Here is a 15,965-nt window from a genome sequence, read left to right as displayed (position 1 = left end):
TCCAAGCTTCATGACGGGCTCAGCTTCGCGGGCCCGCTTGGTGGTCAGGGAGCTTTGAGTGATCCGAAAAATTTATGGCTTAGTGCGAAAAATGCGGTTTCATCGCGCACTCAGGAAAATGCTGTCTCAGCAGAAAACCCGGGCGCAGGAAAAAGAAAGTGCGGCCTGGTATTGGGGAAATACCGGGCAGATTGAAGCCGCGGCGATAGGGCGCTGCCAAGCGATTCTTGTTGCAAGGGATGGCGAGTCTTTTAGAGGTTTTCTCTCGCGGGTGAGGCGTGAACTCTCGGCGTTGAGTGAGTTTTATCGTGGCTATGCGGGAGACCCGGATGGCTACGGTCTGGGAACGGTGCGCGAGATTCAGCGTTGGCTCGACGCCTGGAATTAGCGGGCCGAGCGCCGGATCGTCGCGGTGCGTTTTAAGGCGGTTACCGCGACGATCGTTAGTGGCTGTAGCCTTCAGCAGCTGCGCTGAACGTATTGCTGTACGGATTATTCTGCTTTTTGAAATGACCAGTACTTTAGCCGTTGCTCGGTTTCCTGGCTGCTCAGGCGACGCAGATCCGGTGTTATACCTCGCAGCGTGGAGCCTATATCGCTCAGCAGTTCGCGAATGGCGGCATAGTAGGCGTGGCCCATGTCCGAGGTATTAAGCTCGCTGACATCAACCACATCCACTCCTTGAAGAATCAACGGTGAGTCGCTGGAATCACCCAGGCGACGGTAGCCTGAATGCACCACCTTGCTCACATGCAGCGCCACATCCTGAGAAGCCATGTAGACCGTGGTCCGCTCGGCAAGGGTTTGCAGCCGCGGCAGCAGCAGGCGGTAGAAGGTCTCGGCGTCGATATCGGGCGCCGCCAGCAGCACCTCCCCGAAGCGGATATCCGCATCCTGTTCGCGCCCGGCCATGACCAGTGAGGCGCTGCTGAACAGGTTGGTGCCCATGGAGTGGGCGAGTACGTGGACATTATCGATGCCTGTTTCCAGCACGGCGAGTTCGAGGAACTGCACCAGATCGGAAACCGCCCACTCCTTGTTGGTCCAGGCGCGGGTGTATTGGGTGGGAATGATGCTGTCGCCCGACGGCCAGGTGAAAAGCAAAGGCACGTAGTGCACATTTTCCACACTGAGGTCGTAGGCGATCTGAGCCGAGCGGCGGGCGGCCTCTTCAAAGGAGTTATTGTAGCCGTGGATATACAACAGCATCCGGCGGTCGGGCAGCTGGCTGGCGGCATCGCCCAGCTGGCTGACAAAGGCCTCTTTGTCGAGCAGATCAACCGACTGCAGCATCACGTGCTCGCTGGGGTCTTCACCCATCAGAGACAGTAGCGAAGGGGTCTCCAGTTTGCCCGGTTCGTGGTTTGCCGGGATGCTGACCCAAAGGCTGCCAAGGCGCAGCGTACCGCGGTCGTTGCCAAACAGCTCACCCGGTTCATCGGCGTGTGGATCGTAGTTCCTGTTGCTGCCAAAGAACACGCGCACGCGAACATAAGCAGGCTGGGCGCCGGTGTCTGCACCGCGTGAGCGGACGCCAGCCATATCGCCGGATGCGGCCACTGTCAGGTCGATGTTGGCGGTGCTCCAGGAGATTTGTGCCACTGGCAGCTGGATACTTTTCTGGCCGTTTCCGATATCGCGGTTGTAGGCCAGCAGGCGTTCCAGTGCGTTGTTTGGAGCAGCGCTTTCTGAATCGGCGAGATGGGTGGTTGGCTCAAAAAACGCCCGGTCTATCGGCTCGGTTGAAGCGATCATCTTGATCGATTCCGTGCCGCTGCGGTCGAGCTGAAAGGCGATCGGCAGCTGGTCGAGCTGAGTCTGGGCGTCGATCCTGTTTTCCGCCTCCGTCATCTCCGGCGTTGGATAGATCAGTTTGATATCGCCATCTGGCGAACTGCTTAGCAGGTAGACGTAGCGCGCCTGCGTCGACCTGTTGGCGACGCCAAAAGCAAGCACATCTCCGGTTTGATAGCGCTTTGCTTCTGCATCGGGCGCCGATCTGGGGTCATCCACCAGGAAGCGGCCAAAAGCGAACTCCTGGCAGCGCTGATCAGCCGCCGGGGTGCAGCCATCGTCCCTGTGCAGGTGAGTGATGTTCAGATCGACAGAGGAGTCATCGGATGAGGATCCCGCCAGGCTGTGTAAGTGGTAACTATCGCGAATACGCCCCAGCCTGGCCTTGAGTTGTTCGAGTTCAACCCTGTTATCAGCGCTGCCGTTCCAGGTCAGGCCGGTGGCCGCCTCGGTTTCATCGGCGTTGAGGAAAAATAAGCGGGGCGCACCCTGCGGATCTGTGTCGGGAAGAGAGAAGGTCAGGTTGGCCGCTATACCCTGTTTGCGCACCTGTGCACCGAGCGCTTCGTCGATGCGGCTGTAGTACAGCACCAGGTCAGCCTGGCGCTGATCGGTATCGAGCTGAATCCCTGGCACCGATGCAGCCGCATCGCGAATCGACGCGATAACATGGCTATCCGAATCCGCCTGTTTATCTGCGGAAACAAATACCCTGAGTACTGGCTGAGGGTAGCTGCGCTCGCTCAATACCAGCGCGTCACCCGGGCTGAAGTGGCCACTTTTGAGCACGCCTTTGGCAGAGAAGACATCCGTCTCGGTAATCTCGATCCGGCTGTCGCCCGCATCAATGTTGGCGAGTGTGACTGTTGAACCTGGGGTAAGGCCGGCCAGCTGTCCGCCATCGAGAGAAATCTGATCGCCGGTAACGCCCGTCACCCTGAAGCGGGCGGAATGTGCCGGCAGTTCGCCATTGAGTATCGCTGAATTCAGGTTGCCGCTGATGCTGGGCGACTGGTGCCAAGCCGCATCGGTTTTGATCCGCATTTGAGTCTGCTGGAGTAGATCCCGCCAGTTCGTATCCGGAGTCGCGCTGGCCAGGCTCTGCAGCCAGTGCCAGGTAAAGAGGCCAAAGCTGCGGTGGAACGGCTGGTACTCATAGGCAGAGCCTTCTGGCTGGGTGGCGCTAACGAACACAGCCTTAGATCTGTCCGCAGCTTCAAATGACTGCATACCCAGTGGGTGCATGCGGCTGTCGTTCGCTGCAGCCCGCTGCTGAGGGGCTTTGTCGCCGCGGCTGACGGTACCCCAGTGAGCCGTGTCGGTGACGAAAACCAGTTGAGCAGCCTTGGCATAAGCGGGGGCCAGCCAGTGATCGATCTCATCATCCAGCAGGTCGAAGCCATTTAAATTGACGTTATTCTGTTCATCGCTGTCGAGCACGGTCGATCTGTCACTGCGGGCGCCAAATGTCACCCAGGTCTTATCCAGGCCGCTGGCTTCGTCACCATTCAGGTCGGGCATATTTGAGCCGTAGCCCGAGTAGTGGATGTAGACCAGGTCATCCTGCTGGACACGAGCACTCAGTTCCTGAAGTGCTGTAACCACCGCGGAATGCGTGGCGTCTTTGTTGAGTAGAAGTTCGATATTTTCTTTAGGGAAGCCAAGTCTCTGTTCGAGTAACTGGCGCACCGCCTGGATGTCGTTTTCGGCGCCTGGCAGGGAGGATAGCCCCGAATCCGTATAGTCCGATATGCCGATCAGAAGCGCGTGTTTAGCGGGCGCCGCGAGTAAAAGGCCGCTGAAACTCCAGAACAGAGCGGTGAAAGCAGAAACCCTGAGCGCCTGTCTGATACCCATACCCTTTCCCTCGTTGAGCTGTTCAGATAACTAAAATGGCTTCGATCGATAATGCTTTATAGAACTTCGAACGCTTAATGCCTTGCCAGCCTGTGCCGCTGGCTTCTCAGCAGCATGCCCTGTCTGCATCTCGTTCAGGTAGCCCGATACTAACCCTTACCTCAAAGCGTTTGAACTGCCGTTAAGAAGTACAGCGCAGGACGTGATAGAGCCTGCGGGGTTGAGGGTGCCTGAGGAGCTAGATACCTGGCTTAGCGGATTTCCCAGCGTAGGGGTGTTCGATAATTCTGGCTTGTCCATCTCAATCCTCGTACTAAGCGGCAGGAGTCAGGGATTGAACAGAAGAACTGTGAATATCTATCGATGGGCTCCAGCTCGGAAAATAGATTGTCAGTCGCCATCTGATGACGTTTACTTTAAGTCCACTGACCCGTTGCGGATCCGAGTTAGGTAGCAGATGGGATTGCAGGCGATCAGCGATAGAGGGACGGCTCAATGTCGGAAGCAGCCTTGCATGACTTATTTGCCGCGGGTTTGTTGCAGCCTGAAGCTGGGAATGAAGTCTGTGACTGCAGAAACGAAGCTTAAGCAGGCCCAAATGCTCAGATGGTTGGTGGCTGAGTATGAGGAAGCGAGAGAGCGGCATCGCGGTGGTGTTCTGGCGTTGGCCGATAAGATATTTGAGCTGGATGATGATGCCGGTGCGGCGGCCGGCTGTCTGGGCAATCGATCCTTGATCGATAAGCTGGCTGAAAATGGTTATATCGTCTGGCTTGATTCAGGCAAGAAATTCTTCCTGTCTGAGTTAGGATTTAATCTCTGTAAAAACAGGCGCTAAATTCAGGAACTTCTTGGGGACTTACAGGAAAGTACTTATGAAAATGGTCAAATTTATTATCGTTTCATTTTTCTCCATTGCTTCTGTTTGTTCTGCTGATGTGGAAATTGAACCTACTGATAATAAAGCGCCTGCTGACTGGATAACCGAGGTTAAGAGTAGGGCTATACTCGGTGTAGATAATCGAAAGTCAATGAACGAGATGCCTGAGTATTTGGATAATTATAAGCTGCGTGTAGGTCAGTTAATCACTAATTACGGTACCGGGTTAAGAGATCGTAGAATGTCTACCTGCACAGGTACCTTGATTAATGATAGTTATATCATCACAGCGGCCCACTGTGCGATTAATTCCGAAGGTGAAATTCATCCTAATCAGTTTTTCTATCCAGGTATAAACTCACTTAATCAGTCTCCGTATAACAAATATAAAGTCTCTGAGGTTTATATGCCGGCAGAGTATTACTATAAAAGAGGCGAGGTACATTCAGAAGTTGATATCGCTGTAATGAAGCTGGAACAGTCAGATAAGGAAAAGTATGCCGGCGATGTAGTTGGATTTTTAGGATACTGGGGGAAAAATACTTTTCCTGAGGGACCTGTGTTAACTATAGGGTATCCGGGTGATAAAGAGACGAGTCATCAATATTTCGAGGAAGGGTGCGAAGCAGCGGTTGGTTACTCCGATGAGAATGAGATAATTCTGGATTGTGATGTTTACAGGGGGCAAAGTGGTAGCCCTATATTTGTCTATTCTGAAAAATATGACTCCTATCATATCCATGGTGTTATTACGGCAGAGTCGAGTAATATCAATATGGGTTCACGTATTTCTACAGAGCGGCAAAAGATAATCAGATCAATAACTGACGGTGATTTCGGTACATCAAAGTATATTTCTAACTCATTTTTAGAAAACTGGATAAAATTCGATTCTCCAAAAACACAAGATATTCATGTTTTTGCTAAGAACACCTGCGAGCGTCAGGGGCTTTACTTTGCCTATTATTATAAAAATAAAGAAGGTGAATGGAATGCTGATGGGTATTTTAAACTTGACCCTTTAGAAGATTTGGAGATTTTTAATACAGGTAACGGCATTTATTATATAGGGGCTGTGTCAACTGAGGGTGAACGTATAAGCAGGAATGACACAGAGAAATACATTCCTTCTGCTAAGCAAAACGCTTCTCTTCAAAAATATCAGGTTAATCAATACGGTTCATTTACTTATGAATTTGGCTGCTATTAAAAATCTAAGGATTGGCTGATTATCTGATGCGCTTTGTTAGGGTTTTATCTATTTGTAGCCTGTTGTTTTTGTTCGGGTGCTCTCCTTTATCTCCTTTGGAAAAGCAAATATCCAAGGGAGATTACAATAAAGTTGAAAGCCTGATTGAAGACGATGCTGATATAGGCGCGATAAGCCCGCTACGCGGATCGCTGCTCTGCGTTGCTGCGCGCAATGAGCAGGACAGGCTGATCACTCTTCTTGTCGAAAAAGGGCTGGATGTGAATATTCGCGACAATGCAGGTAAAACAGCCATGCACTGTGTCAGTGCCGCAGAAACCGTCGATCTGTTGGTTTCGCTGGGGGGAGATCCTTTTTCCTTATCTGAAAATGGTATTAGCCCGCTTGCTGAGGCGGTCAGATTCGGTCGTTACGATGCCGCCAGGAGGTTGGTCGATCTTGGCGCTGAGGATATTGCCTGGGGGGCCGGGAACGAGTTTACGGCGCTGGATTACGCCATTGCGTCCTGTCATCTGAGAACGGCAGAGCTGGTACTGATAAACGGGTTGGCGACACCAAAGATAAAACATGCCGAAGCCTGTGAAGAGCAGCTGCAAACGCTGCTTCATCAATATAATCTCAGGTAGCTTTTTCGGGGGCTGCTGGCGGCGCGGTATCTGTGCGCTGCTTGGTATCCGGGGCGTGTGTATTGATAGAACGCCGGACGAATGTTCGGTTGAATCTGCATCCTCTATCGGGCCTGTGTCCGGTTTATAGGTTATGGCCATCCAAGTAGGTGATGACTGGTACTCACCGAGTAGTAAGGACACATTAGATGGAACGTAGAGAGACTGCTTTGTACACCCGCCGGGCTGGCGCTTTGGCGGCCTTGGCCCTGATCACACTATCAAGCCTGATCTCCCCGAGTGTTCTGGCAGCTGAAAAGTTTTCGCAGCTGCTTGGCGCAGAGAATCGCCAGGCCCTGATCGCCTGGGTTGGCGAACATCCCGAAAAACTGGAGCAGGTGGCCGAATCAGGCCGGACTCCGATGACTCTGGCGGCCAGCCTGGGGGATCTTGAGGCGGCTCATATCCTGCGTGATGCCGGCGCGGCGCTCGATCAGCCGGACGAGACAGGCGAGTTGCCGTTGCAGCTCAGCATACTGGCCGGTCAGCCTGAGTTTACGAACTGGCTGCTCGAGCAGGGCGTCGATCCTGGTCATAGCAATGCCAAGGGGGAGTCGGCCCTGCACTGGTGTGCGGCCGTCGGCGATGAAGTACTGTGCCAACGCTTTCTCGACGCGGGGCTGTTGGCGCTGGCGCAGGACCTTAATGGAATAACAGCGCTGGAAGTGGCCGTAGGTCAGGGCCGCTGGAGCCTGCTTAATAAGCTGGTCGATGCCACGCCCGCGCCGGCTTCAAAGCCACTTGCAGAGATCGACTATAACGATGACCGCTTAAGTTACTGGAGCGCTCTCTATTGGGCGGGCCGTGGTGATGAGTTGGCCGCCAGCCTGGAGAACGATCTGCTCTCCGGTTCTAGCCATCCACTGGCGGCCTATGTATGGACGGTGGTCAAGCGGCGCTCGGACCAGCTTGAGCAGGCCTGGCAGCAGATCTCCGAGCCGCTGCGTGAGTCTCTCGGGCTCTCGCCTCGTGTACTGATGGCGATAGACAGCGATCCGGTTGCTGCCCTGGAGCAGTTTCCCACCGATGCCGACTTTGGAACTGCGGATCTTTTCGCGCTGGTGGATCTCGCGACGATCGCGCGCGACCGGGGGGATTACGACGCGTCCGTGGATTACCTCATCGTCGCCACCAGGCTGGCGCCGGATCAATGGCAGCTGGCCTGGATGTTTGAAAACATGTCGGCGCTGAATCAGGCCGGTGTCAGGTCTCGCCTGGAGTCGTTTATCAACGAACCTGGGGTGGCGGGTGGCCAGGTTGCTCGCTACCTGACCGAGCTACTACCCCAGCATGGCTGGGGCAATGAGGATCGCCTGCTGTTCCTCGATGACTATCTCACCGCCTATCCCCAGGACAGTCGTGCTCTGGTAGCGCAATCCTATGCGCTTAACGGCAACGGCTACCATCAGGAAGCGCTTGAGGCCCAGATCCAGGGTGTCGTGCATTTCCCTTTTTACGCGGACCGTAAGTTCGTCATTAAGTTGCTGCTGACAAATGACCAGCCGGAGCGGGCCCGTCGTCTGGCCGAAGGCGTGGCTTACTGGTTCGGTGTTGAGGATCAGGCGCCGCGAGCCCGGCGTTACTTTGTCGATGGCTTAATCGACGATGGAGACCGCGGTTCAGCACGGGCAGAGTTGGCTCAGGCGCTGCAGGACCACCCGCAGGCGGGGCGTCTCTGGATGCAGCAGGCGGGCCTTGAACTTGACGACAAACGGCCCGACGAGGCCCTGGCCGCGGCGCTCAAAGGTTGGCCGCTGCTCGACTCCCAGGTCTCACTGGACCTGGACTACCTGACCCGTGCCTATAGAGACAGCGGCGACCGGCTGGGAGCGGTGACCGCCTTTAACCGCTATCGCGGATCCGTTGACAGCATCTCGGCAGGTCTGTTTGAAGCCATCCTGGGCGATCTGAAAGCGCTTAATGATGCGGGCGCTTATGAGGCATTACTTGGCGAGGCGTTGCAGCAGCAACCGCAGTCGCTGGCACTGCATCTGCTCAGGGTGGAGGGTCTCTGGGAGGGTGGCGAACAGCAGCAGGCACTGCAACAGGCCGAGGCGTTGTTGAACGCTTTTCCCGATAATGGGTCGCTGCTGGGCAAGGTCTATGACTACAAGGAGGCGCTGGAGGGCAAGGCGCAGGCTGACGAGTTTATAGCCCTTAGCCTGAAGCAGCAGCCCTGGTCGAGTGCGGCCTGGCAGCAGGCTCTGGATGCCGGTGTAAAGCAGGCCCCCGGGGTTTGGGAGGAGGCGGCGAGTGCTGCGCCTCAGGAGACCTTCGGCTGTACGAAACTGATTGCCTACCATGTCGATGCCAAAGCCTGGGAACAGGCCGGTCAGTGGATTAACCGTTGCCTTGAGCAGCAGGCCGCATCAACGCTGCCGGTAAGGCGTAGCGCCCGGAACACGCTGCTGCTTTACCAGGCCTGGATTTTCGAACAGCAGAGCGATCAGCAAAATCTCAGCCTGGAGACGACCAACGCCGCTGAGAGCGCGTTTGAGGAATACCGTCAGGCATACGGTGGCAAGACTAATTACCTGCGCTATCGCGAGGCTTTCTGTCTGGCGCGGCAGGATAAAGTCTGTGCAGCCAAGGCGCTGGTATCGCGCAGTCACTCCCAGCGCGACAACACCGGGATATTCCACGATCTCGTGGCGCGCTACTCCCGCGAGCTGGGCCGCAACGAAACCTTCGGGTACGGCGCGCGCATGCTGGCGAGAAATCCCTATGACTCCCAGGTTGTCGACTCTTACCTGCACAAGCAGCTGCTCTGGGGAGGCAGCCCTATTGTCGCCATCAAAGCGATCAAGGATGCGAATGCCCGCGGGCTGAACGTGAACAAGAAGTGGGAGCGCCAGGCGCTGGGCAAGCTCGGCGACTCGCTGTCGGAATTTGAACGATACTCGCTGGGCAGCGAGCGTCCCGGTGAATCCCTGCGCTATATCGGTTGGTTCGACAGCGCCAGACAGAAAGCGCTAACCGCGGACGGCACCCAGGTTTTCTATCGCCTGGATGAAGGTATTCCCGCGGTCGAAATCGTGCTGCCAAGCGGTGAACAGGTGATACGACGTGACCATCCCGTTTTCGGCAAGCCGCTCTATTTTGCCCGCGGAGCCAGCTTTATCGAGCTTACCTACACCGAGACCGGACAGCTGCAGTCGATGGCGGACTCCAGTGGTCGTGCCATCGAGCTGACCTACGACAGCGAAGACCTGATCGCTACGCTGAGCAGCGATAGCGGCGTTCTTGAGTTTACCTACAACGAGGCGGGTAAGCCGGTGCGCATTGCCGAACGCGGTTTGGGCGAGTTGCGGGTGAGCTACGATCCGGCCGGAGAGATTATTGGAGTCGATTCCGACCAGGGCCAGGAGATGGCCCTGCGCATTACCCGCACCTTTCAGCATTTGTTGGGGATGGTGGACCAGGTCAAGCGCATCAACGACCTGGATCATCTACCGAGCCTGCCGGTTCAGGACGACGCTCTGGATGCTCTGCGCGATGCCTACCAGCAGACCGAGTCGCTGAGCCAGGAGGAGCAGCAGGCCTCGTTTAACCTGGCGACTCACCTGGTTGAGCATCTGGGAGACAGCCCCGATTACTTTGACGAAGCCGAAGGGATGCTGCTGAGCGTCATCGGCTATGCACGCTTTGAAGATGGCGCCGCCCCGGCGCTTGACCTGGCTGCCGAATCGGTGGCTTTGCTGCACGAAATGTACCGCAAGAGCCGGCCAAGAGGCTTGCCGGAAGAGACTTTCGCTACCTGGTCCGGTATTCACTCCTGGCTGCGCAGTACTGTGCTGGAGCGGCCCTCGGCAGCGCTCAGTGGAGCGCTGGCCGATGTCGAGGCGGAACCGCTCAAGCTGCTGAACGAGGCGCACAACATCCAGGCGTCGGACTTTGCCAACAGCGCCTACTGGCAGCGTCATGGCGATGACGAACTGTTCGGCAAAGCGCTGTCGGGTGTCGAGAAACAGGACATTCTGCTGCGTGCCAACGGTGACCTGGTGCTGGCTACGAGCCAGGGATTGCTGGTTCAGCGTGAGGGGTACTGGCATTGGTACGGCTTTGATGCCGGGCAGCGTCGTTTCTCCAAGACCCTGGCGGTCAGTGGGCTGGATCCCCGGTCAAACATCCTGGCGCTGGCCGAAAGCCAGGACGGCGTGCTCTGGCTAGGAACCGCCAACGGCCTGCTGGCGCTGCCCGGTGATTATGACGCCGAGCTTAAACTCTGGAGCGTGGCCCAGGAGCTGCCCTCCAGCCGGGTTAACGCGCTCAGTGCTGATGCCAGTGGGGTAGTGGTCGGTACCGCCCGGGGGCTGGCTGAGCTGCGCTTCTCAGATAACGCGGTCCGCTCCATCGACTCGGCCGGCGCCACGGATATTCGCCAGGTGCAGCGGCTTTCCGATGATGCGCTACTGTACCGGGCGGAGAATCAGGTCTGGCTTATCTCCGCTGCCGGAACAGTCAGTCTGGGGCAGGGAGAGAGCTTTGCGTATCAGGGCGATGAACAGCGGGTTTATCGACTCAGCCGACAGCAGATTTTCGCCCATGACCTGAGCGTAGAGCAGGGCGACTGGCATCTGGCAGAGGGGGAGCCCGTGCTGATAGCAGGTGCATCCGATCTGCTGCTGTCGCAGCGTATTCATGAGCTTTCTATCTGGAATCTGGATGAGCAGGGCCAGGTGCTGGTGGTGAATACCGACCGGGCGATCAACCTGTTCAACGGCAGCTATTTCGAAGCCCTGCCTCTACCTTTTGCCGCCGCGCGCGGTGGGCTCAGCCTTGGCCCCAGAGGTTCGACGAGCGATGCGACGGGGTTGGCGTTATACAGCGAAGAGGGAGTCTATACCCGGCTGAATAAAGACTCGTTCAGGGATGAGCAGGGGCCGGTTTACGATCTGCTGGTCAGTGATAAGCTCAACGGCGCCTTTATGGCGATGGGGCATCATATCGCCTTTCTGGACAATGACGCGGCGGCGGACGAATCGCTCTACTTCTATTCCGCCAATGCGAGCCATCTGGTTGAGGATGCACAGGGCAATCTGATTACCCATGACGGTTCTCAGATACTCCGGTTCCCGCTCGGCAGCGATCAGCCCCAGGAGCTGTTCTCGGCCCGGCCTTCGGTGGACGAGGAGGGCTGGTCCGGAAAAATCGAGGACATGCTGGTCGACAGCCAGGGTACGCTCTGGGTGGTCTCCGGCTCGTCCCTGTTTCGCTATCGCAAGGAGCAGGTTGAGGAGTTCAATTATCTGCTCGACCCTGAACGCTTTCCCTCCCGCAGCCCAATGCTGGCGCGGGTTTATGAGACGCTCGATGGTGGCATAGAGGTGGTTGCCTCCGACGAGGGGCACCTGTTGCACGATGGGATGAGGCTCAAGGGTGGCTTGCTGCGCTGGAACGGTAGCGGTTTCGACAACCTGGGGCAGCCTGCACACTGGTTCGCCACCGGCTACACGTCGCTCGATGACAAAACGGCGGTGGTGACCACCAACCGCGGTTTTGTCAGGGAACAGGCATCGCCTGATGCCTGGCAGCGTCGCCAGTCTTTCGCCGAGCTCGAAGACCCCAGCTTTAAGGCGATGTCTGCCAAAAGCGCCATGCTATGGACCGGTGGCCGGGGCGCGCGATTCAGCGATGAAAACACCTGGCTGTTTCCTACCGCGGGCGGGGTGGTGCTTTACCACGCCGGTAGCTGGCTCTATCCAGACCGCCTCAACCAGCTGCTGCCCCAGGATCAGGCTTTGGGGCAATACGGCGGACGTACCGTTCATGCCGTCGATGTAGCGGCGAATGGACGTGTTTATGTGGGCACCGACCTGGGGCTGCTGGTGTATGACTCCCAGGGGGTGGCATCCCTGCTTAATGACAACCAGTTCGGGCAGTTGGCGTTCCAGGGCCCCGAGGCCCAACAGCAGTTGGCCCTGGGCGATATTTTCCTCTCCTCCATGCCTGCCGACAGTGAGAAAGGGCAGCTATTGCAGCGCTATCGTGAGATGCAGCAGCAGATCGCGCAGCTGGAGCAGAAGATCGAAACCGGTAACGAACTTCAGCCTGGGTCCGCTGCAGTGCCGTCTACGGAAAGCGCCTCCGGGCCGGAGCATGCGGCCCAGCAAACGGAGCGACCTGCGTCAGTTGGCGCTGCTGAGGCTGAGAAACTGCGTCGGCAACTGGAGAGCAAGACCCGCTCGCGGGAGAAACTGCTGGCGCGGCTGGAAACCGATCACCTGGGGCTTTACCAGATGCTCAAGCTCGACCCCCGAGAGGTCGCTGCCATGCATCGGCGCCTCGATGAGCGCCAGGTGTTGATCCAGTATCTACCGACGGCGGAAAAACTGCTGATCCAGCTGGTGACCCGTGAAGGTGCCCAGATACGCGAGGTCAATGTATCCCGCGCTGACCTGGAATTGACCGCAGGGCTGGTGGTACGCGGGTTGCGTTACCGGGCGACCCATCTTGGCAGCGAAACAGACCGCGGTCTTTCAGCCCCCGAGGAAGCGCCATCTGCGGTGGTCGAAGGGCTGGACGATAAACTCGCCTGGCTGTACGACAAGCTGTTGCGACCGGTGGAGCGTGAACTGGTGGGCAGGGATCAGGTGCTGATCACTCCAGTGGGAGCCTTGACCTATCTGCCGTTCCCCGCGCTGCTGCGCCAACAGCAACCGCAAAGAGAATATGCCGCCGAGAGGTTCAACCTGGGTGTTATACCCTCCATGTATCACCTGAACCTGGTGCTGCAGCAGAACGGCTCGTTCAGCGAGGGGATGACCCTGGTGGCCGATCCCGATGGCTCGCTGCCGGGCGCCCGTACCGAAGTCAGCCGTATTGCCGAGCAGGCGCTGTTTGCTCCCAGCGTGCTTGAAGGGCCTGAGGCGACCTTCAACAATCTTTCTGACGCGGTGAGCGATGCGCGCATTGTGCATCTGGCGACCCATGGCAAACTGGATCCGGCCGCCCCCGAGGACAGCTATCTGCTGTTGGCCGATAGCTACCGCCTGAATGTGATCGATATCGCCACGCTCAACCTGGATGAGACCGATCTGGTTGTGCTTTCGGCCTGTGAAACAGGCATCGGGCAGCCCGGAATGGAGTACGCGACCCTGGCCCGGGCGTTTGCGCTGGCCAGCGTGCCGACCGTGGTTGCCTCCTACTGGAAGGTCGACGATGGCGCCACCGCGGAGCTGATGCAGCGTTTTTACGCCAACCTGCGCGAGGCCCCGGAGAGCGATTTCCTCAGCGCCATGAGCAGCGCCCAGCGAGCTCTGATTGCTGAAGGCGGGCATTATGCCGAGCCGGCGGCCTGGGCGGCGTTTACCCTGTTTGGTAAACCCTGATAGTTTTAGAAACCGCCAGCCCTGGTCGATTTAATCTGAGCCAGCGAGAGCGTTTGAGGCCCCGTTGGAGCGATCCCTGTTTTAGCTATGAAGAGAGCATAAGCCGCATGAAGATCACCTACAGACAGGCAAGTCGAGTGTTTAAGCGCAGCGCTTTGGCCCTGGTGCTAATGGGAGGCCTGGCGAGCACGCCGGTGCTGGCCGCGAAACGGGCGTTGCTTGTAGGGGTGTCGGAGTATCCCAACCTGCCGGCGTCATTGCAGCTCGATGGTCCTGTTCACGATGCCGAGATAGTTCATGGCGTGCTGCTGCAGCGTGGTTTCGATGAAGAGAATATTGAACAGCTGGTGACGGGAATCGAGGAGCAGGCCTTGCCGACGCGGGCCAATATTATCGCTGCGCTGGAGGGGCTGGCGGCTTCGGCTCAGGATGAGGATTTTATCTACCTGCATTTTGCCGGCCACGGCAGCCGGCAGCCGGCCCGGGCGTCTGACAATATAGAAACCAATGGTCTGGACGAGATCTTCCTGCCGATGGATGCGGACAAGTGGAACAGCAGCATAGGTTCCGTGGAGAACGCCATCATCGATGATGAGATCGGCGCTTATATCGACCGTATCCGCGATCGCGGTGCCGATGTCTGGCTGGTGTTCGACAGCTGCCATTCCGGCACCATGACCCGTGGTGCGGTAGCGATGCCCGAGGTGAAATATCGCCGTGTCGGCAGTGACCTGCTGGGGATTCCCGATAGCCTTGAAGGTAGTGCTGAGGCAAACCCGATACTGGAGATTGCCACCCGCGGCTACGAGCAATCCTCTACTCAACAGACTTCATCTAAACAGCCGGCATCTCAACAGACTTCATCTCAACCACAAGGTGAACCGGTTCCCGCTGCCGAGCGCGGTGAGCTGATCGCTTTCTCCGCCGCGCAGAGTGCCGAGACAACGCCAGAGATGAAGTTGCCCCGCAACAGCGACGGGCGCCGTTTTCATGGCCTGTTCACCTACACGATGATGGAGGTGCTGGGCGCAAACCCCAAACTGACCTATCAGCAGCTGGCGCAACAGGTGGTCTCCCGTTATCAGAGCCTGCCCTGGCAGGCGACACAGCCGCTGTTCAGTGCCAGTGATATGAACCGGCCGGTATTTAACGAGGAGCAGTCAGTCGCCCAGGTCTATCCCGCAAACCTGCGACGTGGCCGGCTGGAGATTCAGGCGGGAGCGCTGACGCTGCTGGACGCGGGCGCCAAAGTCGAGGTGTTGTCCTCGCCGATGGCGGCTGAGGATGAGCGCCTCGGCACTCTGTTACTGGAGGAGGCGACGCCTTTGAAAAGCTGGGCCAGCGTGCCCGAAGAAGAGTCGGTGGGCTGGCCCGAATCGGTGTATGTGCGTCTTATCGAGCCGGTCGCCAACACTGAGGTCGGTGTCGCCCTGCTACCGGCACGGTCGATGAACGAAGAGCGACAGCAGCAGGTTGAAGACTGGCTGGCTCAGCTGGCTTCCCAGGGCGTCGGTATCGCCCATTCCGCGCTGGACAGTGCCGATATTCTGGTCAGTGAGTTCGATGGCCATCTCTGGTTTATGCGGGCCGACCAGAGCCTGCCCTGTGAGGAGCAGTCACTTAGCGAGCCAGAGCTGGCAACCTGCACCGAGACGCGCCTGCCGCAGAAGCTGCTTAACATGCCGCTGACCGGCGATGAGGAGCAGCAGCAAATGCTGCTGGCGGCGAGCCTGCAGAAAATCGCCACGGTGACCCGTTTGATGGCCAGCATGCAGCACCTGCCGGGAGGCCAGCAGATCAGCAGCAGTTTCAGAATCGAGCGCAATGGCACAACCGAGGATTTCCCCGTTAATGCCAAGCCGGTACTGAACGAGGGCGACCGGATCCTGTTTGACCTGACCAACCGCGCTACCCGTCCCCAGGATGTGAGTATTCTGTTCGTCGATAGCCAGTACGGCGTGTATCAGCTCTATCCCGATAGCGGTCAGCCGAACCGTCTTGGCAGTGGTGAGTCGCTCTCGTTCCAGTGGGATGTGAATGTAGACACCGTGGGCACCGAGCATCTGCTGGTCAGCTCGGTGCCGGGTGTCGGTGTTAATACCGACCTTGGTTACCTGCAACAGGCGCCGCTCAATGTGAGCACCCGTGGTTTGGGAATCCAGCTGAGCAAGCCCGCGCCATCGTCCGAGATCAACCTGTTCTCCTGGCAGGTCAGTCCGTGACGGACT

The 15,965-nt window shown here is 57.5% G+C and carries 7 protein-coding genes; 6 read left to right on the top strand and 1 reads right to left on the bottom strand.

The window, feature by feature from the left end; all coding sequences use genetic code 11:
* Positions 1 to 58: 58 nt before the first annotated feature.
* Positions 59 to 388, top strand: coding sequence for a hypothetical protein (locus C4S72_RS09275; protein ID WP_104002729.1), 330 nt, complete (start codon positions 59 to 61; stop codon positions 386 to 388).
* Positions 389 to 492: 104 nt separating this feature from the next.
* Here the strand turns inward: C4S72_RS09275 and C4S72_RS09270 are convergent, their stop codons facing one another.
* Positions 493 to 3,651: an alpha/beta hydrolase gene (locus tag C4S72_RS09270; protein ID WP_104002728.1), complete on the bottom strand. Its 3,159-nt coding sequence runs from the start codon at positions 3,649 to 3,651 to the stop codon at positions 493 to 495.
* Positions 3,652 to 4,165: 514 nt separating this feature from the next.
* Between C4S72_RS09270 and C4S72_RS09265 the strand changes: the two genes are divergently transcribed.
* From C4S72_RS09265 to C4S72_RS09245, 5 genes are all read left to right on the top strand, one after another.
* On the top strand, positions 4,166 to 4,489 hold the full coding sequence (locus tag C4S72_RS09265) for a hypothetical protein (RefSeq protein ID WP_146071888.1): 324 nt from the start codon (positions 4,166 to 4,168) through the stop codon (positions 4,487 to 4,489).
* Between the two features lie 37 nt (positions 4,490 to 4,526).
* The gene (locus C4S72_RS09260; protein ID WP_104002726.1) at positions 4,527 to 5,741 is read left to right on the top strand and encodes a trypsin-like serine peptidase; all 1,215 of its coding nucleotides are present in this window, start codon (positions 4,527 to 4,529) and stop codon (positions 5,739 to 5,741) included.
* A gap of 11 nt (positions 5,742 to 5,752) precedes the next feature.
* Positions 5,753 to 6,367: an ankyrin repeat domain-containing protein gene (locus C4S72_RS09255; RefSeq protein WP_146071887.1), complete on the top strand. Its 615-nt coding sequence runs from the start codon at positions 5,753 to 5,755 to the stop codon at positions 6,365 to 6,367.
* Positions 6,368 to 6,555: 188 nt separating this feature from the next.
* Complete coding sequence (locus C4S72_RS09250; protein WP_104002724.1) at positions 6,556 to 13,737, top strand: CHAT domain-containing protein; 7,182 nt, start codon at positions 6,556 to 6,558, stop codon at positions 13,735 to 13,737.
* A gap of 107 nt (positions 13,738 to 13,844) precedes the next feature.
* Positions 13,845 to 15,959: a caspase family protein gene (locus C4S72_RS09245; RefSeq protein ID WP_104002723.1), complete on the top strand. Its 2,115-nt coding sequence runs from the start codon at positions 13,845 to 13,847 to the stop codon at positions 15,957 to 15,959.
* The last annotated feature ends 6 nt before the right edge of the window (positions 15,960 to 15,965 follow it).

The organism is Marinobacterium lutimaris (genome assembly GCF_900108065.1).
Taxonomy (GTDB): Bacteria; Pseudomonadota; Gammaproteobacteria; order Pseudomonadales; family Balneatricaceae; genus Marinobacterium_D; species Marinobacterium_D lutimaris.
Note: the sequence above shows the minus strand (reverse complement) of the source record. Positions and strands in the feature narration are given on the sequence as shown.